The organism is Autumnicola musiva, assembly GCF_031846585.1.
Lineage (GTDB): Bacteria > Bacteroidota > Bacteroidia > Flavobacteriales > Flavobacteriaceae > Autumnicola > Autumnicola musiva.
Genome location: NZ_JAVRHK010000011.1, coordinates 109,193 through 130,292 on the forward strand (window position 1 = coordinate 109,193; position 21,100 = coordinate 130,292).

24 protein-coding genes are annotated in these 21,100 nt (G+C 38.5%); 19 read left to right on the forward strand and 5 right to left on the reverse strand.

The genetic code is table 11. The features are described 5' to 3' along the window. Nucleotides 1-124: 124 nt before the first annotated feature. From RM539_RS14290 to mnhG, 7 genes are read left to right on the forward strand one after another with little or no spacing between them, the layout of a single operon-like run. On the forward strand, nucleotides 125-2,434 hold the full coding sequence (locus tag RM539_RS14290) for a putative monovalent cation/H+ antiporter subunit A (RefSeq protein WP_311504094.1): 2,310 nt from the start codon (nucleotides 125-127) through the stop codon (nucleotides 2,432-2,434). Nucleotides 2,435-2,445: 11 nt separating this feature from the next. Continuing rightward, the gene (locus RM539_RS14295; RefSeq protein ID WP_311504095.1) at nucleotides 2,446-2,859 is read left to right on the forward strand and encodes a Na+/H+ antiporter subunit B; all 414 of its coding nucleotides are present in this window, start codon (nucleotides 2,446-2,448) and stop codon (nucleotides 2,857-2,859) included. 4 nt (nucleotides 2,860-2,863) lie between these two features. Beyond that, entirely contained in the window at nucleotides 2,864-3,217 is a 354-nt protein-coding gene (locus RM539_RS14300; protein WP_311504096.1) for a Na+/H+ antiporter subunit C, read from the forward strand. Continuing rightward, nucleotides 3,214-4,728: a proton-conducting transporter transmembrane domain-containing protein gene (locus tag RM539_RS14305; protein WP_311504097.1), complete on the forward strand. Its 1,515-nt coding sequence runs from the start codon at nucleotides 3,214-3,216 to the stop codon at nucleotides 4,726-4,728. The genes RM539_RS14300 and RM539_RS14305 overlap by 4 nt, the downstream gene beginning before the upstream one ends. Nucleotides 4,729-4,739: 11 nt before the next feature. Continuing rightward, nucleotides 4,740-5,216: a Na+/H+ antiporter subunit E gene (locus tag RM539_RS14310; protein ID WP_311504098.1), complete on the forward strand. Its 477-nt coding sequence runs from the start codon at nucleotides 4,740-4,742 to the stop codon at nucleotides 5,214-5,216. Beyond that, nucleotides 5,213-5,485 carry a cation:proton antiporter gene (locus tag RM539_RS14315; RefSeq protein WP_311504099.1) on the forward strand — a complete coding sequence of 91 codons (273 nt, stop codon included), beginning with the start codon at nucleotides 5,213-5,215 and terminating at the stop codon, nucleotides 5,483-5,485. Before RM539_RS14310 ends, RM539_RS14315 begins: the two co-directional genes overlap by 4 nt. After that, on the forward strand, nucleotides 5,482-5,898 hold the full coding sequence (gene mnhG / locus RM539_RS14320; RefSeq protein WP_311504100.1) for a monovalent cation/H(+) antiporter subunit G: 417 nt from the start codon (nucleotides 5,482-5,484) through the stop codon (nucleotides 5,896-5,898). Before RM539_RS14315 ends, mnhG begins: the two co-directional genes overlap by 4 nt. Nucleotides 5,899-5,930: 32 nt before the next feature. Here the strand turns inward: mnhG and RM539_RS14325 are convergent, their stop codons facing one another. Next, nucleotides 5,931-6,068, reverse strand: coding sequence for an MgtC/SapB family protein (locus RM539_RS14325; protein ID WP_311504101.1), 138 nt, complete (start codon nucleotides 6,066-6,068; stop codon nucleotides 5,931-5,933). Between the two features lie 41 nt (nucleotides 6,069-6,109). Between RM539_RS14325 and RM539_RS14330 the strand changes: the two genes are divergently transcribed. From RM539_RS14330 to RM539_RS14355, 6 genes are all read left to right on the forward strand, one after another. Further along, nucleotides 6,110-7,246, forward strand: a complete 1,137-nt coding sequence (locus RM539_RS14330) for an aminotransferase class I/II-fold pyridoxal phosphate-dependent enzyme (RefSeq protein ID WP_311504102.1) — start codon at nucleotides 6,110-6,112, stop codon at nucleotides 7,244-7,246. After that, nucleotides 7,243-7,665, forward strand: coding sequence for a putative signal transducing protein (locus RM539_RS14335; RefSeq protein WP_311504103.1), 423 nt, complete (start codon nucleotides 7,243-7,245; stop codon nucleotides 7,663-7,665). Before RM539_RS14330 ends, RM539_RS14335 begins: the two co-directional genes overlap by 4 nt. Continuing rightward, nucleotides 7,662-8,276 (forward strand): dethiobiotin synthase, encoded by a 615-nt coding sequence (bioD, locus tag RM539_RS14340; RefSeq protein ID WP_311504104.1) that lies wholly within the window; start codon nucleotides 7,662-7,664, stop codon nucleotides 8,274-8,276. The genes RM539_RS14335 and bioD overlap by 4 nt, the downstream gene beginning before the upstream one ends. 52 nt (nucleotides 8,277-8,328) lie before the next feature. Next, nucleotides 8,329-9,624, forward strand: a complete 1,296-nt coding sequence (bioA, locus tag RM539_RS14345; protein ID WP_311504105.1) for an adenosylmethionine--8-amino-7-oxononanoate transaminase — start codon at nucleotides 8,329-8,331, stop codon at nucleotides 9,622-9,624. An 84-nt stretch (nucleotides 9,625-9,708) separates the two neighbouring features. Further along, entirely contained in the window at nucleotides 9,709-10,296 is a 588-nt protein-coding gene (locus RM539_RS14350) for an SET domain-containing protein (RefSeq protein ID WP_311504106.1), read from the forward strand. Between the two features lie 89 nt (nucleotides 10,297-10,385). Continuing rightward, complete coding sequence (locus tag RM539_RS14355) at nucleotides 10,386-11,537, forward strand: beta-ketoacyl synthase N-terminal-like domain-containing protein (RefSeq protein ID WP_311504107.1); 1,152 nt, start codon at nucleotides 10,386-10,388, stop codon at nucleotides 11,535-11,537. Nucleotide 11,538: 1 nt separating this feature from the next. On the opposite strand, the gene RM539_RS14360 is transcribed toward RM539_RS14355, so the two are convergent. Beyond that, nucleotides 11,539-13,017 carry a TlpA family protein disulfide reductase gene (locus tag RM539_RS14360; RefSeq protein ID WP_311504108.1) on the reverse strand — a complete coding sequence of 493 codons (1,479 nt, stop codon included), beginning with the start codon at nucleotides 13,015-13,017 and terminating at the stop codon, nucleotides 11,539-11,541. 113 nt (nucleotides 13,018-13,130) lie between these two features. Here RM539_RS14360 and bioB point away from each other — a divergent pair, with 113 nt between their 5' ends. The 4 genes from bioB to RM539_RS14380 all read left to right on the forward strand — a co-directional run bounded on the left by bioB (nucleotide 13,131) and on the right by RM539_RS14380 (nucleotide 16,547). Beyond that, nucleotides 13,131-14,225, forward strand: coding sequence for a biotin synthase BioB (gene bioB / locus RM539_RS14365; protein ID WP_311504109.1), 1,095 nt, complete (start codon nucleotides 13,131-13,133; stop codon nucleotides 14,223-14,225). An 18-nt stretch (nucleotides 14,226-14,243) separates the two neighbouring features. Continuing rightward, nucleotides 14,244-15,128, forward strand: a complete 885-nt coding sequence (locus tag RM539_RS14370) for a cupin-like domain-containing protein (RefSeq protein WP_311504110.1) — start codon at nucleotides 14,244-14,246, stop codon at nucleotides 15,126-15,128. Further along, nucleotides 15,118-16,002: a cupin-like domain-containing protein gene (locus RM539_RS14375; protein WP_311504111.1), complete on the forward strand. Its 885-nt coding sequence runs from the start codon at nucleotides 15,118-15,120 to the stop codon at nucleotides 16,000-16,002. The genes RM539_RS14370 and RM539_RS14375 overlap by 11 nt, the downstream gene beginning before the upstream one ends. A 131-nt stretch (nucleotides 16,003-16,133) precedes the next feature. Continuing rightward, complete coding sequence (locus RM539_RS14380; RefSeq protein ID WP_311504112.1) at nucleotides 16,134-16,547, forward strand: ester cyclase; 414 nt, start codon at nucleotides 16,134-16,136, stop codon at nucleotides 16,545-16,547. Between the two features lies 1 nt (nucleotide 16,548). Here the strand turns inward: RM539_RS14380 and RM539_RS14385 are convergent, their stop codons facing one another. From RM539_RS14385 to RM539_RS14395, 3 genes are all read right to left on the reverse strand, one after another. Continuing rightward, nucleotides 16,549-17,028 carry a regulatory protein RecX gene (locus tag RM539_RS14385; RefSeq protein ID WP_311504113.1) on the reverse strand — a complete coding sequence of 160 codons (480 nt, stop codon included), beginning with the start codon at nucleotides 17,026-17,028 and terminating at the stop codon, nucleotides 16,549-16,551. A gap of 100 nt (nucleotides 17,029-17,128) precedes the next feature. Next, nucleotides 17,129-18,667 carry an Rne/Rng family ribonuclease gene (locus tag RM539_RS14390; protein WP_311504114.1) on the reverse strand — a complete coding sequence of 513 codons (1,539 nt, stop codon included), beginning with the start codon at nucleotides 18,665-18,667 and terminating at the stop codon, nucleotides 17,129-17,131. A gap of 299 nt (nucleotides 18,668-18,966) precedes the next feature. Further along, nucleotides 18,967-19,260, reverse strand: coding sequence for an HU family DNA-binding protein (locus RM539_RS14395; protein ID WP_311483323.1), 294 nt, complete (start codon nucleotides 19,258-19,260; stop codon nucleotides 18,967-18,969). 138 nt (nucleotides 19,261-19,398) lie between these two features. On the opposite strand from RM539_RS14395, the gene mutY reads away from it, so the two are divergent. Together mutY and RM539_RS14405 are read left to right on the forward strand one after the other, a co-directional pair. Next, nucleotides 19,399-20,445, forward strand: coding sequence for an A/G-specific adenine glycosylase (gene mutY / locus RM539_RS14400; protein ID WP_311504115.1), 1,047 nt, complete (start codon nucleotides 19,399-19,401; stop codon nucleotides 20,443-20,445). Nucleotides 20,446-20,611: 166 nt separating this feature from the next. Continuing rightward, entirely contained in the window at nucleotides 20,612-21,091 is a 480-nt protein-coding gene (locus RM539_RS14405) for a single-stranded DNA-binding protein (RefSeq protein ID WP_311504116.1), read from the forward strand. Nucleotides 21,092-21,100: the final 9 nt, after the last annotated feature.

Consider the following 21,100-nt stretch of genomic DNA (forward strand, 5'->3'; position numbering starts at 1 on the left):
AAAAGTTTCAAAAAAAAAAATCCTTCTTTTATAGCATCTGTGGCAGCAGATATGTGCTTCTTCAAATTCCAAAAACTTAAATAATACTATTATATTTGCCTGAACACGGAATTTTTTCGAAAATATGCTCACAGCAATACTTTTAGGATTTTTATTTGCGGTTTTTCTGATCTTTGCAGGAAAATTTTTCAAAGGAAAATTCTCAGTTCTGGCTTCTCTTATCCCGCTGGGACTTTTTATTTATTTTTGCAGATTTATTCCTGAAATTGGCAGCGGCCGGGTTATACGGGAAACTTATGAATGGGTGCCATCGTTTGGTGTTGACCTTAGTTTTACCCTGGACGGTTTGTCCCTTCTCTTTTCCCTGATGATCACCGGGATTGGATTTCTGGTTTTTGCCTATACTTCTTCTTACCTGAAAGGCCATGAGTATTTGGATAGGTTCTATGGTTATTTGGCGGCCTTTATGGGGGCAATGCTCGGGCTGGTACTATCTGACAATATGATCTCCCTTTTTACCTTCTGGGAGTTAACCAGTATAAGTTCTTTCTTTCTTATAGGGTTTAATAACACGAGTGAGGCTTCAAGAAAATCGGCTTTAACGGCATTAGGGATAACAGGTATTGGGGGATTGTTCCTCCTGTTGGCTGCTTTGGTGCTGGGGAATATAGCCGGAACTTACAGTATTGCAGAAATGCTGAGTATGAAAGATGCCATTGCAGGCCACGAATATTATTTACTTGCGGTAATCTTTATTTTTATTGCGGCTTTTACCAAATCTGCCCAGTTTCCATTTCATTTCTGGCTTCCCGGGGCGATGAAAGCTCCTACTCCGGTTTCCACTTATCTGCATTCAGCTACAATGGTAAAAGCCGGGATTTATTTATTGATGAGGATGACGCCGGTTTTGGGGGGTGAGGAAATCTGGAATACCACTCTTATAATTGTAGGAGCTGTAACGATGGTTTATTCTGCCGTTCACACCCTTTTCAGGACAGATTTAAAAGGCATACTTGCTTACTCCACAATATCGGCTTTGGGGATACTGGTGTTTCTAATCGGGATGGGTACAAAAGATACTTTTCTCGCGGCTGCAGTGTTTATCATAGTACATGCTTTATATAAAGCAACATTGTTTCTGGTGACCGGAATTATAGATCATGAAACCGGTACCAGGGATGCAACTGCTCTCTCCGGACTAAGAAAAGTTCTTATGCCTGTGGCAATTGCAGGATTTTTGGCAGCTATATCCAGTGCGGGAATTCCGCCCAGTATAGGATTTTTAGGGAAAGAACTTACTTATGAAGGAACACTTCATTCTGAAGTTTTTAATATTATACTTGTTGTTGCTATAGTCCTTACAAAGATATTACTGCTTTACGCAGGATTCGTGGCAGGGATTAGTCCGTTTAAGGGAAAACTCCCCGAACGTTTTCAGAAAATTCACATGCCGTCTGTGGCTATGTGGCTCCCTCCACTATTATTGGCTACTTTAGGAATGGCTCTAGGAATTTTTCCGGCCCTTGTTCAGGATAATATTATAAAACCTGTGGTAACCGCCTTAGGGGAAAATTCAGAAGAAATTCATCTGGCATTATGGCATGGCTTCAATACGGTTTTTATATTAAGCCTTGTAACCATTGTGGTAGGGACAGTCATGTATTTTGTAATAAAACCTTCAGAAAAGCTGGAGAATTTTATTGCTAAATTCCATGCGGCTTCTCCCAAAACTATCCTTGAAGGCTTCAACAGGTTATTCGTAACTTTTTCAGCCTATTGGACAAAAATATTTCAGAATGGCTATTTAAGGAATTACGTCTCCACCATTATTGTGTTTCTCGTGGTGCTGGTGGGTTATACTATGATTGGAAATACAACTTTAGACCTGGATTATGCCTCGCTAAGTAATCTTTCTGTATATGAAATTGTAGCCACCGTAATTCTAATTTTAGGTGTTTTTTATACCGTTTTTACAGGTTCCAGGCTTGCAGCAGTGGCGGCAATGGGGGTAGTTGGCCTCGCCATTTGTCTCATTTTTGTGTTTTATAGCGCTCCAGACCTGGCAATGACGCAGTTTTCCATAGATACCCTTACCGTTATCCTTTTTGTGCTGGTGCTTTATAAATTACCACGTTACCTTAAACTTTCAGATTATAAGATGAGGATAAAAGATGGTATTATTTCCTGTGCATTTGGAGTAATAATAGCCATCCTGGCCCTGGAAGTACTTTCTGAGCCTGTACATAATGAAATAGGAGATTTTTATGCAAAGAATGCTTACATTATGGCTCATGGGAAAAACGTGGTAAATGTTATCCTGGTTGACTTCAGAGGCGCAGATACCATGATAGAAATTTCAGTTTTGGCCATTGCTGCAATTGGCGTATTTGGATTGCTAAAGCTAAGGCTGAAAAGTTCAGATAGAATAAAATAGTAAAATAGAACATGAAAACCTTAATATTAAGAACAGCGTCAAACTACCTTTTACCGGTATTGCTGCTTTTTTCCATATTTATTTTGCTGAGAGGCCATTACCTGCCGGGTGGGGGTTTTGTGGGTGGCCTTATTGCTGCCATAGCTTTTGTATTGCATTCCTTTGCCAACGGCTTAAAAAACACCAAAGATTTACTGAAGATACATCCCGGTTTCCTTATGCCGGCCGGGCTGGCTGTTTCTTTTTTAAGCGGAATGTCTCCCGTTCTTTTTGCCGATATGCCATTTATGACCGGCCTTTGGATGCACGGGCATGTTCCGGTATTGGGCTCCATAGGATCTGCCCTGTTTTTTGATGTGGGAGTTTACCTGGTAGTGGTTGGAGTAACCCTCACGATAATTTTTACAATTACAGAATCGGCTTAATTTTATGGAAATACTTATAGCGATAATGATAGGCATTCTTTACGCTGCGGGCATTTATATGATTTTGCGTCGCAGCCTGGTAAAGCTTATTATCGGGATTATACTTTTTGGAAATGGCGCTAACCTGCTTATTTTTCTCCTGGGAAGAATAACCAAAGGGGCACCGCCAATTATCCCTGAAAATTCTGAAGTCTTTCTTGAAGCCTATGCCGATCCTGTGCCCCAGGCACTAATTTTAACTGCGATTGTGATAAGTTTTGGCCTGCAATCTTTTGCAATTATCCTTGTTAGGAGAGCGCATAAGGTGGTGAAGACCGATGATTTAGATGAAATGAACGCAACCGACGAAGATTCATGACACAACAAATAATTATATATCCTCTTTTTCTGCAAATCCTGCTGGCCATTCTCCTGATGTTCTTCTGGAACAGGATTAATGCCCAGCGTATCATTAGTATTTTGGGGAGTAGCGTCAACCTTGCATTAACCATCTGGATTTTTGCTGAAATCTGGCAAAACGGCATCTATACCGTACAGGCAGGGAACTGGGAAGCCCCCTTTGGTATTACTTTTGCCGCAGATACTCTCTCAGCAACTTTAGTACTGCTCACGGCTATCTCGGGACTTGCAGTATCGGTTTTTTCATCAGGCTCCATTATACCAGCCAGGTTACGGTTTGGTTATTTTCCCATTTTTCATTTCCTATTGTTAGGGCTCAACGGGGCATTTCTTACAGGAGATATTTTTAACCTTTATGTTTGGTTTGAAATTATAATCATTAGTTCTTTTGTGCTCATCACCATAGGTGGAGAAAAAGCCCAGCTGGAGGGAGCCGTAAAATATTTTACGCTAAATATCGTGGCGTCCATGATCTTCCTTACCGCCATTGCCGTTCTTTATGGATTAACCGGAAGCCTGAACATGGCCGATCTTGCAGGTAAAGTTGCTGCGGTAGAAAACCGGGGGCTGGTTGAAGTTACCGCAATCCTGTTCCTTATTGGTTTTGGAATAAAAGCCGCAGTTTTTCCGCTGTATTTCTGGCTACCTGCTTCTTATCACACGCCTCCTTCAGCGGTATCTTCAATCTTTGGAGGATTGCTTACAAAAGTTGGGGTTTACGCGCTGATCAGGGTTTTTACGTTGATTTTTGTAGATGACGTTTTTCTGGGCCAGATTCTTATTGCAGTGGCTGTATTCACCCTTATAAGTGGAGGTTTAGGGGCGTTGGTTCAGAATAATGTGAGAAAGGTATTTTCCTATCTTATCATCTGTCATATTGGTTATATGATTGCCGGATTGGGGATGTTCACTGAGGTGGCTATAGCCGGGGCTATATTTTACCTTATTCATGATATTGTGGTGAAGACAAATCTATTTATGCTTAGCGGAATTCTTTATAAAATAAAGGCTTCCAACAGTATGAAGGTACTTGGCGGATTTTATGCCCAGTATCCTAAATTAAGTTTATTGTTGTTTGTGCCTTTGTTTTCATTGGTTGGTATTCCGCCACTTTCCGGTTTCTGGCCGAAAATATCTTTGATAAACGCAGGTTTTGCTGCGGAAAACTACTGGACAATAGGGGCTATCATTTTTGCCAGTTTTATTACCTTGGTGATAATAGCAAAACTATGGGCCGAAGTATTTTGGAAAACTCCTGAAGAGCGTCCTAGACATTCCAGCTTTGAATATTTTAGCGACATAAGTAAGCTTAGAAAGGTGCAGTTTATTGCTCCGGTTGTTTTTTTAAGCCTTGTATCACTTTATATTGGTTTTGGGGCAGAACATATCCAGTTGCTGTCTTCCAGGATTGCAGAAGAATTAACAAATAATAACCGGTATATAGATGCTGTCCTGCACAGCGATATGTAAAAGACTGAAGAATGAAGAACAGGTTTGTATCAAATTTACTGCTTACGCTGGTTTGGGTGGCCCTTACCGGGAATTTTAATTTTGCCAATTACCTTTTTGGTTTTGTGCTTAGTTTTATAATCCTGCGGGTTATCACAAGGGGGTCGGGAACAGCAAAATATTTTACAATTGTTCCTAAGATTATCATTTTTATCTTATACTTCTTTTACGAGCTTATAAAAGCAAACCTCCAGGTGGCCTATGAGGTAATTACTCCTCACTATAGAATGAAGCCGGGAATTGTAAAAATTCCACTGGATGTTCAATCCAATATTGGCATTACTTTGCTGGCGAACCTTATTTCGCTAACCCCCGGTACTCTTAGCCTGGATGTTTCGAATGACAGGAAGGTACTGTACGTTCATGCAATGTATATAAACGACAGGCAGGAGTTTATTGACAGCATTAAAAACGGATTTGAAAAACGAATTTTGGAAATTTTAAGATGACGCTAAACGAATATTTAAATTATATAATATTACCCGTGCTAATGGTGGCGATTATCCTTATTGTCTATCGCTTCCTTAAAGGGCCCAGTATTGCAGATAAAGTAATTGCGCTGGACCTTCTTATTACTACCGGAATAGGAGTTATTAGTGTTTACAGCATTCTCACCGGAAAATCGGCTCTTTTGGATGTAGCCATGATTCTGGCCCTAATTGCTTTTCTGAGTACAGTGGCACTATCATATTACCTTGAAAAAAGAAACAGAAAATGAGTTCAACTGTAATTGCCGTAATTGTAACTTTTGGAGCATTGTTTGTTCTGCTGGCAGCTGTGGGGCTAATAAGAATGCCTGATACCTATCTTCGTATATCGGTAACTACCAAAGCCGCCACTTTGGGAGTAGGGCTTATGCTTGCAGCAGTGGCTTTTTATTTTAATGATCTTTCCACAACTTCCAGGTCGCAGGTTATTGTAATATTCATATTTCTAACAGCTCCCGTAAGTGCGCATCTCATTGGAAGAGCCTCTTATTTTATTGGAATAAAACTTTGGAAGAATTCAGTAATGGATGACCTTAGAGGAAAATATCAAAAGAATTCTCATGTGCTGAAGAGCGAAATTGATGATACTCCTGAAGATAATGTAGATCATACGAAAATGAAAGATAAGGAAAGTAAAAAATAGTATTGTATCATCATTCTTCTTCGGACTTCTCCTTAAGCCTTCTTTTCAAAAACATTAAATCCCAGGCAGTTGGTTCGTAACCCAGCGCTTTTACCTTTCAGTTCGCGTTCAAGCCCTATAATGAATCCTGCAATAGTTGCCAATCCTATTCGTAAACAAATTCCTGCCATTCCATATCTTCAGACTTTTCTAAAGTTGTAAATTTGTTTTCATGTTCAAGTTACCTTTAAAATTAGAGAAAAGCCTCGAGAACAGGAAGCAGCAGTCGGCTTTTCGCGTTTTGGGAAATGGGCAGAACCTTTTCGATTTTTCGTCCAACGATTACCTGGGATTTTCTTCTTCGGAAGAAATTTTTGAAAAAACAGCAGCGATCTTAAAGAAGCATAAACTGGAGCGAAACGGAGCCACAGGTTCCCGCCTGCTCTCCGGAAACCATCATTTATATACGTTAGCTGAAGATTTCCTGACAGCCTACCATAAGGTTGAAGCTGCGCTTATTTTTAATTCCGGCTACGATGCCAACATTGGTTTTTTTTCAGCAGTGCCGCAACGTGGGGATTTTATTTTTTATGACGAACTGGTGCATGCATCCATAAGAGATGGGATAAAAATGAGCAATGCCAAATCTTTCAATTTTCGGCATAATGAGCTGGAAAGTTTAAAATCCAGGATAAAAATGGTAAATCCTGAAAATGCTGATGTTTTTATAGTTACCGAATCTGTTTTTTCCATGGATGGTGACACTCCTGATCTCAAATCTTTAGCTGAATTTTCTTCGGAAAAGAATTTTTTTCTGATTGTGGATGAAGCGCATGGTACGGGAGTTTTTGGGGAGAAAGGGGAAGGCCTGGTGCAGCAATTAAGGCTTGAAGAACAGGTGTTTGCCAGGATAAACACCTTTGGCAAAGCTATTGGGTGTCATGGCGCAGCAATTCTGGGCAGCAATCAACTGAAGGATTACCTCATTAATTTTGCCCGTAGTTTTATTTTCACTACCGCTTTGCCGCCGCATTCAGTCGCCACAATCCTGGCAGCTTATCAACATTTAGAACAAACCGGCAGGTTTCAGCTTCAGCAATTGAATAAAAATATCAGTTTTTTTAAGGAGCAGGTAAAAAAGCACAATTTGGAAACTTCTTTTATAGCAAGTGATTCAGCAATTCAATCCTGTATCATTACTGGGAATGCTGAAGTAAAGGCTGCTTCAGAAAAACTCCGGGAAGAAGGATTTTCAGTAAAACCAATTTTGTCCCCAACAGTGCCTGAAGGAAAAGAACGGCTGCGGTTTTGCCTGCATTCTTTTAATTCAGAAGAAGAGATAGCTAAGGTTTTAAAATTTTTAAGGTGAATAATACTTTTGCAAAAATTGCCGTTTTTCAATATTCATCAGAAGCACAGATTCTCCGGGGAAGATTGGAGGCGGAAGGAATTAAGACCTTTTTAAATGATCAATATACAATAGATACAGATCCATTAGTGAGCCATGCTATAGGTGGAGTAAAGCTTTTGGTTTATAGCGATGATAAAGAAAAAGCTTTAAGGCTGCTAAAAAGTATTGATGAATTTTCTATTGATGATGAAGGAAATAAAATTCATTGCCCAAATTGCAACAGTAGTAATATAAATTACTTCACTCATGTAGGTGATTTGAAAAGCTTTTTTGCTCTTGTACTGGGATTTTTCACAACCGTTTTACCTTTTTATGCCAATTCCAGTTATCGATGTGAAAATTGCAAGCAAAGGTTTAATAAAGTTAATAAAGAATGAAGAATAAATATTTTATTACCGGAATTGGAACCGAAGTTGGAAAAACCATAGTTTCAGCTATTGTGACCGAAGCTTTGGAAGCCGATTACTGGAAACCCATCCAGGCGGGAGATTTGGATAATTCCGATACTCATAAAATCGAAAAACTGATCAGCAATAAAAAGACGGTTTTTCATCCGAATGCCTTTGCGCTAAAAACTCCCATGAGTCCGCATGCGGCTGCCAAAATTGATAATATTGAGGTTACTTCGGAAAAAATTACTGAACCTAAAACTGAAAATCAGCTGGTTATTGAAGGTGCCGGCGGACTTTTGGTTCCAATTAATGATCAGGAAACAATTGCAGACCTTATTAAACCTGAATATAAAGTAATCCTGGTTTCACGGAATTACCTGGGCAGTATTAACCATACATTGTTGAGCCTGGAAGCTTTAAAAAATCGCGGACTGGAATGCTTCGGAATAATTTTTAGCGGGGAAGAAAATCCTTCTTCCGAAGAAATTATAAAGAAAATGGGCAAGGTGCCGATATTGGGAAGAATTGAACAGGAACCTTATTTTGACCAGAATGTAGTCAAAGAATATGCTGAAGTTTTTAAAAGTAAATTGTAATGGAGACCTCACAGCTTTTAAAAACCTGTGAGGTCTGGCAATAAGAAGATATATGTCAGATTTCAAACAAAATATAAAAGAACAAAATCTTTCAGAAAGGGATAAAAAACATCTTTGGCACCCGCTTACCCAGCATAAAATTGCTCCTGAAATGCTGGCAATCACCAAAGCTAAAGGCAGTATTTTATATGGAGAGGACGGGAAAGGATATATAGACGGAATTGCTTCCTGGTACACCTGTATGTATGGGCACTGTAATGAATATATTACTTCCAAGGTTTCGGAGCAAATGCATAATCTTGACCAGGTGGTATTTAGCGGTTTTACGCATAAACCTGCCGTAGAACTTTCTGAAGCGTTAATTAAAATTTTACCTTCCGGCCAGCAGAAGATGTTTTTTAACGACAATGGTTCCACAGCAACGGAGATCGGGATAAAGATGGCGTTGCAGTACCATCATAACCTGGGGAATGACCGCAAGGTAATGCTGGCTTTTGAAGAAGGCTTTCACGGCGACACATTTGGCGCAATGTCTGTTTCTGGACTTTCGGTTTATAATGGTGCTTTTGAAGATCATTTTATAGCCGTAGTACGTATCCCAACGCCAAATGGAGAAAACAATGCTGAGGTGATTAGAAAGCTGAAAAAGTTAATTTCAGAATATAAAATTGCCGGTTTTATCTATGAGCCGTTGGTTCAGGGTGCCGCCGCAATGAAAATGCATGATGCAGAAGGCCTTGAGCGTATCCTTCAAATTTGCAAGGAAAATGAAATTATTTGCGTGGCAGATGAGGTGATGACCGGCTTTGGCAAAACGGGAAAATATTTCGCTTCAGATTACCTGGAAACTAAGCCAGATGTTATTTGCATGTCTAAAGCACTCACTGCGGGATTGCTGCCAATGGGGCTTACTTCCTGCACTCAGCAAATCTACGACGCATTTTATTCAGATGATATTGCAAAAGGACTTTTTCACGGGCATACGTACTCGGCCAATCCTTTGGCTTGTGCGGCTGCTTTAGCGGGGGTGGAATTATTGCTTTCCGAAGAGATTCAGGAAAATATAAAGAGAGTAACCAAATCTCATCAGGACTTCCATAACAGGATAAAAGATCATCCAAAAGTCATCAACACCAGGCAATTGGGGATTATTTACGCCTTTGATCTTAATGTGGAAATGGAGCGTTACGGGAACATAAGGAATCAGCTTTTTAAACATTTTATGGACAGAGGAATTTTTCTTCGCCCGCTGGGAAATACTATTTATATCCTGGCCCCTTTTATCATTAAAGATGAAGAACTGAAAAAGGTTTATAAAAGCATAGAAGCCACACTGGAAATTTTTTAGCTGAAAATTTAACGTTTGGGATTGAAAATTCTTTCTTTTTGCATTTGTTTATTTGCGAATTTTAGAAGATAAAATCCTGAAATTATGATGCATCCGGATACGGAAGTCCGATTTATTAGTGAGGAGATAGGTTATGGAGTGGTGGCTTTAAAACATATTCCCAAAGGCACAATTACCTGGGTTCAGGATGAATTGGACCAGATTTACAGTCCGCAACAGGTGGAAAGGATGAGTGAAGTGGCCCAAAAGATGATAGATAAATACACCTTCAGAAACAATAAAGGAAATTTTGTTTTGTGCTGGGATACTGCAAAATATGTTAATCATAGTTTTCGCTCTAACTGTCTTACCACGGCTTATGATTTTGAACTTGCAATAAGGGATATACAGGCAGGCGAAGAACTTACTGACGATTACGGTTATCTTAACGTAACTGAAGCCTTTGAGGCAAAGAATGAAGACACTGAAAGGAAGGTGGTTTACCCCGATGATCTCGAAAATTTTCACCAGCAGTGGGATGAGCAGTTGCAGCAGGCTTTTACATTTATAAACAACGTAGCTCAGCCTTTAAAACCTTTTATTTCCGTAGAAGTAGGGCAGGAGATTAATATGATAGTTAAAGGGCAAAAAGAAATGAAATCGATTTTACATTGTTATTATGATGGGGACTAACGCAGGGAAGGTGGTTTTACATTAAAATTTTCAGCTTAAAATTTAGCAGAAGCCTTAGCAGACCTTATTTTTGTTGAAAAATAACAATCTTGAAAATTCCTGTTTCTATTACTTCAGTCGCCTCGGTTTCTGCCCTGGGAAAAACTTCAGAAGAAATCTGGCAAAACTATTTACGTCCGTCACATCAGCTTAAGAAATCAGAATTTATTAATAAAGCATTTGCGGGTTTTCTTCCGGAGAAGTTAAAAGAAGAGATCAAGAACCTGCGGTCTGAAAATGCCAATTTTCGATCTTTAGATGATTCGGTTTTGTATGCTGTTTTTGCTTCACGGGAGGCAGTAAAAAGAGCAGGCTGGCGAAATGATAAAGATATTGGGATAAATATTGGTAGTTCCCGGGGTGCCACAGGATTATTTGAGAAATATCATAAATCTTTTTTAGAAAAAGGAAAAGCTGAAACTCTAGCTTCTCCAAGTACTACTTTAGGGAATATTTCCTCCTGGGTGCAGCAGGATCTGGAAAATGAAGGACCGGAATTTTCCCATAGCGTCACCTGCTCCACCGGATTGCATGCAGTGGTAAACGGCATTGCATGGTTGCAGGCAGAATTTACAGATAAATTTTTGGTGGGCGGCAGTGAAGCGGCATTAACTCCTTTTACTATTGCGCAAATGCAGGCTATGAAGATTTATGCTTCGGAAGATCTGGATTATCCCTGCCAGGCCCTCAATATGAATAAATCCCGAAATTCTATGGTTCTTGGAGAGGGAGCCGGTATTGTTTGTATGGAAACAGGTAAGGGACAAAATGCCATAGCTCAAATATCAGGAATAGGTTATGCAACTGAAAAGCTGAAGCACAGCGTTTCTATATCTTCGGAAGGGGAATGCCTTCAGAAGTCGATGAAAATGGCTATGCAGGATATACATCCAGATGAAATTGATGCCGTAGTTACTCATGCGCCGGGAACATTAAAAGGAGATCTTGCCGAAGTTAATGCGATAAATGCAGTTTTTGGAGAAGAAATTCCCGCAATCACTTCTAACAAGTGGAAGTTGGGGCATACCTTTGGTGCTTCAGGAGTTTTAAGTATGGAAATGGCTATATTAATGCTTCAGCATCAGGAATTTATTCCGGTACCTTTTTCAAAATTCAGCAAAAAACCAGATAAACTGGAAAAAATTTTAGTGAATGCAGTGGGTTTTGGCGGCAATGCAGTTTCAGTTTTAGTTTCTTTATAATTTACTCCAAAGAGGTTATTTCATTCCGTAGTGCTTCCAATTTTGATGGTTTTGCAGCATGCTTGCTGGCTATGTTACCTTTACTATCTACTAATATATACCAAGGAATATAAATTATTTCGTTATCATCATAAATCTTTCGAAGATCAGAATTCAATTCGGAATTAGCCCTTAAGTGTGAGCCTTTCAAATTGTAAAATTTAATCATCTCTTTCCATTTCTCACTTCTTTCCTCATCATCTATTGAGACATAGAGAATGTTCGTGTTAGAAGCCTTCAGCAGATTTTTTAAAGAATCATTATGTTTAAATTCTTCCTTACAGGGGGCGCACCAAGTTGCCCAAACATCTATAAAAAGCTTTTTTCCTTTAAATTCTTCTAGAATTTCATCTAGAGAATTTTTGGATTCGTAGTCTTCCACAAAAGCAATCTCTTTATTAAAATTTTTCCCAGCTTTTTCATGAAAAACAATAACATCCTCTATCAACGGTTTCAAATAAGGACTATATGGATTATTTGGATAATCTTTTTTGAAATTTTCAAAAAATGTAATAAACTCCTTCTTGTAATCCTGTTGCATTAACTCCTGATAAAAATAAAATGCCTTACAAAATGCAACAATATGCTCCGGGAGGTGTTTATCGTAGCTTTTTAAAAGAAAGCTATTATATGAGCCATCACCAATTGATTTTTGAAATGTTTCTTCATTAAAATCTACATTCTCATAGTTTTTAAAGAACACATAATTTTCAGCCAATGCATAGCCCCAGTCAGACCTTTGAAAATCCTGCCGTGTAAGCAAATTATTGTTAAAAGTATTTTCCCACATATTCTTTATGCCTTTATTAAACGAGCCTTCTTGTCTTCTTTCCTGGAGGTATTTAATAAATGCCACTGTGCCCTTTAGTGAAGTGTAATAATACTGCCTGTCTAGCGCTATAAAATTATAGATATCTTCCGAAATTGTTGCCTCGGAAAGCAGGTTTTTGAATGGCGCAAGTTCTTCCTGTTTTAGATTATTGATTTTCTTTTCAATTTCAGGTGCCAAAGAATCTTGTAAAAAAGGCCTGGCAGCGATCTGAATATGAACTGGTTTTTCCAATTTATTATATAAATCCTGTACCTTTTTATTATCTCCTTCTATATTGTATGCTTGTTCAGAATCCTTCTGTGTTAAATTAAAATTCACAACATATTCTTCATTAGGTTCGGCAATTAATTTAACAGTAGTGCTTTGCGGGAATCCTATTCTGATTATTGCTATTTCTTCTAGAGGAATTTCTATTTTAAAATTCCCTGCGGAATCTGGTTGTATTTCTTCTTTAAAAAATATAACAGAAGAGCCTTTAACAGGGTTAGAATATTCAAGTACTTCTGAATTAAATCCTTTAATTGTTCCTGAAATAGTGATATTATCTTTTTCAACGGTGCAGCCAATAATTAAGTTAAAAATGATGAGGCTATAGATTAAATTTCTCATAATAAAGGATTTATAAAGTATAAATATAATGTGTATGGTCTAAGTATTCAATTTTTAGATTAAAATAATTAGATTCGTAAGCATTATATTATTTTTGCTATAGATAAACCGATATGAGCATTACAAAACACAACTGGACCAGGGAAGAGATTCTCAATATTTACAATAAACCTTTAATGGAGTTGCTTTATGAGGCAGCCACCATACACAGGCAGCATCACGATCCCAATACCGTACAGGTTTCCACTCTTTTATCGATTAAAACAGGAGGTTGTCCTGAAGATTGCGGCTACTGTCCGCAGGCGGCAAGGTACCATACAAACCTCGAAGGCAACGATTTGATGAGTGTAAACCAGGTAAAAGCACAGGCACTACGCGCAAAAGCTGCGGGAAGTTCGCGGGTTTGCATGGGGGCAGCATGGAGGAATGTTAAAGACGGGGAAGAATTTGATAATGTGCTGGAAATGGTACGTAGTATCAATAAGCTGGAGATGGAGGTTTGCTGCACGCTGGGAATGCTTACTGAAAATCAGGCGCAGCGGTTGGCCGAGGCGGGTTTATATGCTTATAATCATAACCTGGATACTTCAGAAGAATATTATAAAGAAGTAATTTCTACCCGTGGGTATGAGGACAGGCTAAAAACCATAGACAATGTACGTAAGACCAATGTTACTGTATGTAGCGGGGGAATTATAGGAATGGGAGAAAATGCCGAAGACCGTGCAGGGATGCTGGTAGCACTTTCAACATTGAATCCGCAGCCGGAATCTGTACCTATTAATGCTTTGGTACCGGTTGAAGGTACACCAATGGAGGAGCAGGAACCGGTTTCGATATGGGAAATGGTTAGAATGGTGGCTACAACAAGAATTGTAATGCCGGAAACCCAGGTAAGGTTGTCTGCAGGGAGAACCCAAATGAGCAGGGAAGGACAAGCAATGTGCTTTTTTGCCGGGGCAAATTCTATTTTTGCCGGAGATAAACTTTTAACTACTCCTAATCCCGATGTTAATGAGGATATGGAAATGTTTAAAGCCCTGGGCTTAAATCCTCAAAAAGCTTTTGAGAAAAAAGAGCAGCCCCAGAGTATAGATGCTGAAAATTCACAATTCAGGCCTTTGGGAGAAAAGCCAAAATGGTCCAGGCCAGGACATTTAATTGAAAGAAACCTTGAGGCACAGGAAAAGATAAAGACTAAAGTATAAGAATAACTTTTTTAAGAAGTGAAACTAAATCTGCAAGACATACCGCGGGTAAGGGGAATTTCTAAAGAAGAATTCCAGGAGAAGTATTTTATTCCGCAGAAACCTGTGGTGTTTGAAGATTTAAGTGCAGACTGGCCTGCAACACAAAAGTGGAATTTTGATTACTTCCGCAAAAAAGTGGGAGATGTGGTGGTACCTTTATACAATGGTGAGCCTGCAAAAGCTGGTGAAAAATCCCATGCGCCTTCCGCAGAAATGAAATTTGGGAAATATGTGGATATACTTCAAAAGGGTCCTACAGACCTGAGAATGTTCTTTTTCAACCTGTTGCAAAATTCTCCAGATCTTGTAGATGATTTCAGGTACCCCGAAAATCTTGGAGTAAAATTTTTTAAACGTTTGCCCGTTCTGTTTGTAGGCGGGCAAGGTGCCAAAGTGGTGATGCATTATGACATGGATCTCGCCAATAATTTTCATTTTAACTTTGTTGGGGAAAAGAGGATACTTCTTTTTCCGCCGGAAGAAACAAAATATCTTTATAAAGTTCCCTATTCTATTGTAAGCATGGAAATAATAGATATGGATAATCCGGATTTTAATAAATATCCCGCTTTAAAAAAGGCCAAAGGATTTGAGGTAAAATTAAAGCACGGGGAAGCTTTATATATTCCCAGTAAGTGGTGGCATTTTATTAAATATGAAACTGCGAGTTTATCCTTAACTTTACGCTCTCTTCCAAAGTCTCCGGGGAAGATACTGGAAGTGCTGAATAATTTGATAATTATGCGAAATTATGATGCCGTGATGCGTAAATGGAAGGGTCAAAAGTGGATTGATTACAAGAATGAGCAGGCTATAAAAAATACGCATAACAGTGCCAAATTGAATAAGGATGAACAATGAGGGTCTAAAATTAAAACAGATTTCAAGGGAGAAGCATATTTCCAAAGCCGATTTTTTGGAAAAATATGTTCGCCCCCAGAAGCCTGTAGTTATAGAACACCTTATTGAGGACTGGCCGGCTTATGAAAAATGGAACCTGGACTATATTAAGGAAGTTGCCGGAGAAAAAGTTGTGCCGCTTTATGACGACCGTCCTATTTCTTCAAAATTCAAATTTAACGAGCCGCATACCAGAATGAAGATGGCTGAGTACATTGAGCTGTTAAAAACCAAACCTACAAATTACCGTATTTTTCTATACCACATGCTAAAGGAGGTGCCCGTACTTCAGGAGGATTTTAAATTTCCCGATTTAGGCCTTCGGTTTTTAAAGCAATTGCCCACATTGTTCTTTGGAGGGGAGAATTCTAAGGTTTTTATGCATTATGATATAGATTTCGCCAATATTCTCCATTTTCATTTCCACGGAAAAAAACAATGCATTCTATATCCTCCTTCAGAAAGCCGGTATCTTTACAAAGTGCCGCATGCCTTAATTTCCAGAGAAGATATTGATTATACTGAACCGGATTTTGATAAATTCCCTGCACTTAAACATGCACAGGGTTATGTAACGGAATTAAAGCATGGGGAAACTTTATATATGCCTGAAGGTTACTGGCATCAGATGACCTATTTAACTGCTGGTTTTTCTATGAGTTTAAGGGCTACTCCAAGAACAGTGACCAATTTTTCAAAAGCTGTCTACAACCTTATCTTTATGCGGCATTTCGACAATTACATGCGTAAGTGGAAAGGGCAAAAGTGGATTGACTATAAAAATGAACAGGCCGTAAAACGCACCCATCGTAAAAATAAGATAGAAGCTGAATAATAAGCTGTTGTTTGAAAAGTTGCTACAGCAGATGACAGCTCTGTTAAGCAGTGTTAATCATTGCTAAAACTTCTAAAAATATTTTTTTTGAACTCATACTTTTAGGAACTTCACTAAAAGATAAATTTGTTATGAGTAAAGAAAAAAATAAAGAAGTTCAGCAAAAATTTGGTGAAGCTATCAATACAGGTAATCTTGAAAGGTTGAAGGATTTGGTGGCCGATGATGTGAAAGATCATGACCCCGCACCAAATCAGGGGCCAGGTCCGCAGGGATATATCGATTTTTTCACAATGATGAGAAACGCATTTCCAGATATGCAAGTGGAAGTGGAGCAGTTAGTGGCCGATGAAGATAATGTTGCTTTTGCTTATACACTTACCGGAACGCATAAAGGAGATTTTATGGGAGTAGCCGGAACAGGGAAGTCCATTAAAGCCAGAGGTATGCAAATTAGCCGTTTTGAGAATGGAAAACTTGTAGAAAGATGGGGAAGTAGCGATGAGCTGGGAATCCTGAAACAAATAGGAGTGAATCCTGTTTAAGTCATTCAAAGAAGCTGTTAGAAACCTCAAATACCAAATTGGCTTCATACCCTTTACGAAGAAGATGATCGGATAATTTTTTCTTCTTTTTAAAAGGATCAGTTTCACGAATAAGATTTAATTTTTTCTCTGCCAGGTCGTGCAGAGTGGTATAATAATCGTCCTCATCAATTTCCCTGAGGGCGATTTTTATTATAGGTGAGGAAATGTCTTTTAGTTTAAGTTCCCGCTTAATTTTAATTCTGCCCCATTTTTTTATCCTGAATTTCCCACGTACAAAACTTCTGGCAAAGCGTTCTTCATTTAAAAAATCCTCCTGCATTAACTGGATAATAATCTTCTCCTGCGCAGCAGGAATCATATTCATCTCTCTTAGCTTCTCTTCCACTTCTTTGTGTGACCGATCGCGGTAGGCGCAAAACTGCATCAGCTTTACCGTGGCTTCCTTTACGGTGTAGGATTTATGGGTGTTGTTGTTCAAATCTGGATGCTTAAAAATCAAAAGTAAAAAGAATTGGAGTAAAGGGAATTTTAAAAAACAAAAAAAAACGCCTCCCGAATTAACGAAAGGCGTTTTCTAGTTATATAATTACTTTCCCGTCTTTGTCGTGAAAGTGGTATTCTAAATACGTGTAAGCGTCTCTAGGTAATATTTTCACCCAACGTTTATGATCTACAAACCATTGCGATCGGGGAGATGGAAAGCCTTTGGTTAAAAAGGCTGCAATAAATGGATGCGCACTAAGAGTAATTTTCTTATGATTTTTCTTAAGTAATTTTTCAAAGTCGGCTTTGATCTTATTTATTAAAATTATCGGTGCCTCAATTTCACCGGTTCCGTTAGGGTTAACCTCACGGGTTTTAATATTCATTTCAGGCCTTACGCGTTGTCTTGTAATTTGAATCAATCCAAATTTACTGGGAGGCAAAATTTTATGTTTTGCCCTGTCATCACTCATTTCATTTCGCAGGTGATCAAAAAGTTTTTTTCTGTTTTCAGCCTTACCCATATCGATAAAGTCTATTACAATAATGCCACCCATATCGCGAAGTCTCAGTTGGCGGGCTATTTCGGTAGCGCTAATTAAATTCACCTCGAGAGCGGTATCTTCCTGGTTTTTGGATTTGTTAGACCGGTTGCCACTATTTACATCTACAACATGCATGGCTTCGGTATGTTCTATTACCAGGTAGGCGCCTTTACTCATAGAGACGGTACGCCCAAAAGAAGTTTTTATCTGTCTTTCGATACCGTATTTTTCAAAGATTGGTACATTGGATTGGTACAATTTTACAATTGATTCTTTTTCAGGGGCAATCTCGCCCACATAGTCTTTTATTTGTGTATATAAAGCCTCTTCATCTACCACTATAGAAGTAAAAGTGTCGTTAAAAATGTCTCTCAGCAGGGAAGATGCCCTGTTGAGTTCACCTAATACTTTAGAAGGATGGTGCGGCTTATACAGTTTTTTGCACATTGCTGTCCAGCGACCCATTAAATTTTGGAGGTCTCTATCCAGTTCTGCTACTTTTTTGCCTTCGGCTACTGTTCTTACAATAATTCCAAAACCTTTAGGTCTTATACTTTTCACCAATCTCTTAAGGCGTTCCTTTTCTTCCTTGCTCTCAATTTTTTGAGAAACTGAAATGCGATTGGAAAAAGGTACCAGCACTATATAGCGGCCGGGGAGGGATAGCTCTGAGCTTATCCTGGGGCCCTTAGTGGAGATTGGTTCTTTTACAATTTGAACCAGTAGCGATTGATTTGACTTTAAGACATCGGCAATGCTGCCGTTTTTGTCTATGTCTTTCTCAAAAGTAAAATTCTTTAGAGAATAATCTTTTAATTTACCTGTGCTTACACGTTTTATGAACTTCAGCAAAGAAGATACTTGAGGACCCAGATCGTGATAGTGTAAAAAACCATCTTTTTCGTAACCTACATTTACAAATGCGGCATTTAATCCGGCGACAGATTTTCTAATTTTGGCAATATAGATATCACCAACATTAAATTTGTTGTCATCTTCTTCCTTGTTGAGTTCAATAAGTTTTCCATCTTTTGTTAAGGCAAAATCTACAGCAGAGGATTCGGACCTAATAATTAATTCTTTGTCCACTCTTTTAGATTTTTATCCACATCTGCCTGGGCAGACATAGATGGATTAAACATTATTTTCTCACAGGGTTTTCAATCCTGAAGAAACTTTAAACCTTAAGGTTTAAAGTTTCGATTTCAATGAACATTAAATAAAAAAAGTAGTGCGAGACTACTTTTTCTTGTGACGGTTAGCTCTTCTTCTTTTTTTACGCTTGTGCGTGGCTACCTTATGTCTTTTTCTTTTTTTACCACTTGGCATAGTGTTGTCTTTTTAATTAGTAATTTTTCTCTTATAAAGTACTGTTTATAACAGTGCTGTTATTCTTTAACTTCAACATTGCTCTTTACACCCTCTACAAAAATCTTTGCCGGTTTAAATGCAGGAATATTATGAGCCGGTATTTTAATCGTAGTATTTTTGGAGATATTTCTTCCGGTTTTTTCTGCCCTGGTTTTAACAACAAAACTTCCAAAACCTCTTAAATACACATTGTCTCCACTTTCAAGTGAAGTTTTTACTTCCTCCATAAAGGATTCAATAGTAGCCTGAACATCACCTTTTTCCATTCCTAGTTTTTCTGAAATGTTTGCTACGATATCTGCTTTCGTCATTTTCGTGCTATTTAATTATAATTGGGGTTTAAATTTTCAAGGGTGCAAATATAACAATTATATCTTCAATATTTCAAGCCTAATCCATTAAATAATAAAGGAATAAACATTTATAATTGCAATTACATAATTGAGACAATGAATTTCACCAAACTACTGATTAATTGGTATTTAAAAAACAAAAGAAATTTGCCCTGGCGTGAAACCCGGGAGCCTTATCCAATATGGCTTAGCGAAATAATGCTGCAGCAAACCCGGGTGGAGCAGGGTGTGCCGTATTATTACCGCTTTATTGAGGCTTTTCCCACAGTTTTTCATCTAGCTGAAGCTTCACAGCAGGAAGTTCTGAAGCTCTGGCAGGGATTGGGGTATTATTCTCGCGCAAGGAACCTTCATGAAACTGCAAGGTATGTAGCCGGGGAATTAGATGGAAACTTTCCGGAAGATTACAAGGGTCTTATTAAATTGAAGGGAATAGGAGACTATACCGCCAGCGCCATAGCTTCTATTTGTTATAATGAGCCCGTGGCCGTGGTAGATGGAAATGTGTACCGGGTTCTGGCCCGCTATTTTGTTATAGATACGCCTATAAATACTCCTGCCGGAGTTAAAGAATTTAAAGCGCTCGCATCTGAGTTACTTGACATAAAAAACCCTTCGGTTTTTAACCAGGCCATGATGGAATTTGGAGCTTTACAATGCAGACCTAAAAATCCACTTTGTGAAAGTTGTCCCTTAAATGATGGCTGTCTTGCTCTTAAGCAGAAAAAAATTTCAGAATTACCCATAAAGCTCAAAAAAGGGAAAATAAAGAAGCGGTATTTTAATTATCTGGTTTTCCAGACTAAGGAAAATGCCACTTTGCTTAACCAGCGTACGGGAAAAGGTATCTGGAATGGCTTGTATGAATTTCCATTGATTGAAACCGAAAGACAATTAACGGCCGAAGAATTTCTTTCTAGGGAAGAAGTGGGTGCAGCTGTGGGAGAGGTGAAACATGTTCAGCTTTATAATGAAAAGCCGGTGGTTCATAAATTATCCCATCAGCATATTTACGCCAGATTCTGGTTGGTGGAAAGCAAAAAGCTACCACCAAAGGCCATTTCTATGGATGAAGTTGAGGATTATCCGGTGCCGGTGCTTATTCAGAATTTTCTGAACGAATACGAGCCTACAGATTATTAGGTGCTTTTGTTGAAATTTTATCGGGAATAGATTATTAGGCCCACAAAATTTTCAGTATTTTACATATCATTTAAACAGGTACGCCTGAATTCAAATAATCTGCAAGCTGATAAATTTAGCTTTGCGGAATATTTTCAGAAATATAAAAAGAAAAACAGAGAAAAAAATGACAGGAACGCTTAATAAAATAATGCTTATTGGGCATACGGGAGATGATGTAAAAATGCATTATTTTGAAGGTGGCGGGGTTATTGGTCGTTTTCCACTTGCTACAAATGAAAGCTACACCAATCGAACCACGGGAGAAAGAGTAAATAATACTGAATGGCACAATATAGTGGTGAGAAACAAAGCTGCTGAAGTTTGTGAGAAGTACCTTAAAAAAGGAGACAAGGTTTATATTGAAGGCCGGATTAAAACACGTAAATGGCAGGATGACCAGGGAAATGAAAGGTATTCTACTGAAGTGCAGTGTAATGAATTCACTTTTCTAACTCCAAAAGGAGAGAGTGGATCAGATTCTTCTTCCGCTTCACCTCAAAATTCACAGGAATATGGTACAGGAAGCCAGCCTAAAAATGATACCTTTGCAAAACAAAATCAACCGATTGGACAAAACGAAGAAGAAGACGATTTGCCATTCTAGAGTTTAACT

Bases quoted from the DNA above. Each gene is read 5' to 3' on its own strand.
- RM539_RS14290 (WP_311504094.1), top strand. From the start codon at position 125: ATGCTCACAGCAATACTTTTAGGATTTTTATTTGCGGTTTTTCTGATC.
- RM539_RS14295 (WP_311504095.1), top strand. From the start codon at position 2,446: ATGAAAACCTTAATATTAAGAACAGCGTCAAACTACCTTTTACCGGTA.
- RM539_RS14300 (WP_311504096.1), top strand. From the start codon at position 2,864: ATGGAAATACTTATAGCGATAATGATAGGCATTCTTTACGCTGCGGGC.
- RM539_RS14305 (WP_311504097.1), top strand. From the start codon at position 3,214: ATGACACAACAAATAATTATATATCCTCTTTTTCTGCAAATCCTGCTG.
- RM539_RS14310 (WP_311504098.1), top strand. From the start codon at position 4,740: ATGAAGAACAGGTTTGTATCAAATTTACTGCTTACGCTGGTTTGGGTG.
- RM539_RS14315 (WP_311504099.1), top strand. From the start codon at position 5,213: ATGACGCTAAACGAATATTTAAATTATATAATATTACCCGTGCTAATG.
- mnhG (WP_311504100.1), top strand. From the start codon at position 5,482: ATGAGTTCAACTGTAATTGCCGTAATTGTAACTTTTGGAGCATTGTTT.
- RM539_RS14325 (WP_311504101.1), bottom strand. From the start codon at position 6,068: ATGGCAGGAATTTGTTTACGAATAGGATTGGCAACTATTGCAGGATTC.
- RM539_RS14330 (WP_311504102.1), top strand. From the start codon at position 6,110: ATGTTCAAGTTACCTTTAAAATTAGAGAAAAGCCTCGAGAACAGGAAG.
- bioD (WP_311504104.1), top strand. From the start codon at position 7,662: ATGAAGAATAAATATTTTATTACCGGAATTGGAACCGAAGTTGGAAAA.
- bioA (WP_311504105.1), top strand. From the start codon at position 8,329: ATGTCAGATTTCAAACAAAATATAAAAGAACAAAATCTTTCAGAAAGG.
- RM539_RS14350 (WP_311504106.1), top strand. From the start codon at position 9,709: ATGATGCATCCGGATACGGAAGTCCGATTTATTAGTGAGGAGATAGGT.
- RM539_RS14360 (WP_311504108.1), bottom strand. From the start codon at position 13,017: ATGAGAAATTTAATCTATAGCCTCATCATTTTTAACTTAATTATTGGC.
- bioB (WP_311504109.1), top strand. From the start codon at position 13,131: ATGAGCATTACAAAACACAACTGGACCAGGGAAGAGATTCTCAATATT.
- RM539_RS14375 (WP_311504111.1), top strand. From the start codon at position 15,118: ATGAACAATGAGGGTCTAAAATTAAAACAGATTTCAAGGGAGAAGCAT.
- RM539_RS14380 (WP_311504112.1), top strand. From the start codon at position 16,134: ATGAGTAAAGAAAAAAATAAAGAAGTTCAGCAAAAATTTGGTGAAGCT.
- RM539_RS14395 (WP_311483323.1), bottom strand. From the start codon at position 19,260: ATGACGAAAGCAGATATCGTAGCAAACATTTCAGAAAAACTAGGAATG.
- mutY (WP_311504115.1), top strand. From the start codon at position 19,399: ATGAATTTCACCAAACTACTGATTAATTGGTATTTAAAAAACAAAAGA.
- RM539_RS14405 (WP_311504116.1), top strand. From the start codon at position 20,612: ATGACAGGAACGCTTAATAAAATAATGCTTATTGGGCATACGGGAGAT.